General features: G+C 68.6%; 2 protein-coding genes and 2 pseudogenes. 2 read left to right on the forward strand and 2 right to left on the reverse strand.

Annotated elements, in window-relative coordinates:
* Positions 1–312 precede the first annotated feature (312 nt).
* Both tnpA and tnpB read left to right on the forward strand, forming a co-directional pair.
* Entirely contained in the window at positions 313–747 is a 435-nt protein-coding gene (gene tnpA / locus COGEMETH_RS10790; protein ID WP_283214981.1) for an IS66-like element accessory protein TnpA, read from the forward strand.
* The gene (tnpB, locus tag COGEMETH_RS10795) at positions 744–1,100 is read left to right on the forward strand and encodes an IS66 family insertion sequence element accessory protein TnpB (protein ID WP_238182569.1); all 357 of its coding nucleotides are present in this window, start codon (positions 744–746) and stop codon (positions 1,098–1,100) included. The genes tnpA and tnpB overlap by 4 nt, the downstream gene beginning before the upstream one ends.
* Before the next feature lie 81 nt (positions 1,101–1,181).
* Here tnpB and COGEMETH_RS10800 read toward each other — a convergent pair.
* Together COGEMETH_RS10800 and COGEMETH_RS10805 are read right to left on the reverse strand one after the other, a co-directional pair.
* Positions 1,182–1,781, reverse strand: a pseudogene (locus tag COGEMETH_RS10800) (IS5 family transposase); the annotation flags it as partial.
* 25 nt (positions 1,782–1,806) lie between these two features.
* Positions 1,807–2,027, reverse strand: a pseudogene (locus tag COGEMETH_RS10805) (transposase); the annotation flags it as partial.

A 2,027-nucleotide genomic window follows, 5' to 3' on the forward strand; every position in this document is an offset into this window, starting at 1 on the left:
GTGTAGCGGTCCGAGATCCACACTGCGGGCCGGTGACCGTCCATCATCTCCCGCACCACGACGGCGCCCCGCGTCGGCGAGGCCGTGTGCACCACGGCTTGCGCCGAGTGGAAGACCCATGTGTGGACGGCCCCAGAGGTGCAAGTGGAAAGTGATGCTGTGTGGTTGGTTGCAGCCATGTGTCCGGCCTGTTTGTGCGGCACGCATGGCCGCTGGCCCTGATGAAGGTAAGCGGTGTCCGGAGCCGCCTTTTCGGTTGGCGTGACGAGTTTGGATGCTGATGTCCATTGCAGGGGGCGTGGGGATCGGCTCGTGTCTGGATTTGGGCGTAGATTTGAGCCGAGGCGGCTGGAGCTCATCAACGGCGCAGGTAGTCGGCGGGTCTGGTCGGCCGACGCCAAGGCTGCGGTCTTGGATGAGACGCTTCTGCCCGGCGCGGTCGTGTCAGTGATGGCCCGCCGCCATGGGCTAACGCCGCAACAGGTGTTTGGCTGGCGGCGGGAGGCGCGGCGCGCGCTTGAGGCCGAGCGGGCCCCCACAGCGGTGGGATTCGTCCCTGCTCTCGTCACGGAGCCGACGCCCGAGCCGCTCGCTGCACCTGCGAATCGGTCCCGACATGCGCGACGGCGCGATCCGGCCACCACTGGGATCGAATTGGAGATCTCCGGCGTCGCGGTCCGCGTCGGACCGGGCGCGAGCGGGGCTCAGATCGCGGCGGTGATCCGGGCGCTGAAGGCCACGGCATGATCGGGCCCTCCGGTGCGGTGCGCGTGATGATGGCGACGCGGCCGGTGGACTTCCGCAAGGGCATGGATAGGTTGGCTGCTCTGGTGCAGGATGCGATGGGCGCGGATCCGTTCTCTGGCACGGTCTACGTGTTCCGATTGAATCGCGCCGACAGGGCCAAGCTGTTGTTCTGGGACGGGAGCGGGGTGATCCTGGCGACCAAGCGCCTGGAGGCCGGTCAGTTCTGCTGGCCGAAGATCGAGGATGGCGTCGTACGCCTCACGGCGGCGCAGCTCGCGGCCTTGCTCGAAAGGCTCGACTGGAAGCGTGTTCACGTGGCTCGCACGGTCATCGCTCCGGCGCTCGCAGGGTGAGCAGAAAGGCTGCTGAGATTGCTCTCGGATTGTGGTAAGGCACTGGCGTATAGTAATTACCCAGGCCCGTAAGACCCCGTTTCATAACGCTCGTACCAGTCGCCTGACGAGGATCATGGCGGCGGCGAGGACGAAGAAGGCGAGTGCGGAGGAGGCGGTGGCCTCGTGATCGCGGGCGAGCCTTCGGCAGCGGGCAATCCATCCGAATGTACGCTCGATCACCCAGCGCCTCGGCTGGACGGCGAAGCCCTTCTGGCCTTCTTCGGGCTCGACGATCTCGACGGTGATGGCTGTGGCCGAGCCGACGCGGTCACCCCGGTAGGCGCGGTCCGCGAAGCAGTGGGTCAGGAACGGCCACAGCCCGCGGGAGGCGCGCAGGAGCGCCACGCCGCCATGGCTGTCGTGCAGGTTGGCAGGGGAGACGGCGGCGACCAGCAGACGACCGTCCGTATCGGTCAGCGCGTGGCGCTTGCGCCCGACGACGCGCCGGGCCGGATCGTAGCCGCGCTTGCCTTTGACGCCGACCCCGCCGGAGCGCGCGGCCTGGGCATCGAGGATGCCGCCGCTCGGGCTGGCCGCGCGCCCGACCCGCTCGCGGTCGGCCATCGTTAGGGCATGGGCCAGACGTTCGAACACACCCGCCCGCGACAGGCGCAAGAACCAGCGATGCACAGTGGACCAGGCGCCCGTTATGAGACGGGGTCTAAGCGCGGTCGGCGAAGCAGTGGGCCAGGAACGGCCACAGGCTACGCGAGGCTCGTAGCAGGGCGACACCGCCGTGGCCGCCGTGCAGGTTGGCGGGCGAGACAGCCGCGACCAGCAGGCGACCGTCCGTATCGGTCAGCGCATGACGTTTGCGGCCGACGACGCGGCGGGCGGGATCGTAGCCGCGCTCGCCTTTGACACCTACCCCGCCGGAGCGCGCGG

Source organism: Methylobacterium trifolii, from assembly GCF_022179685.1.
Taxonomy (GTDB): Bacteria; Pseudomonadota; Alphaproteobacteria; order Rhizobiales; family Beijerinckiaceae; genus Methylobacterium; species Methylobacterium trifolii.

Bases quoted from the DNA above. Each gene is read 5' to 3' on its own strand.
- tnpB (WP_238182569.1), top strand. From the start codon at position 744: ATGATCGGGCCCTCCGGTGCGGTGCGCGTGATGATGGCGACGCGGCCG.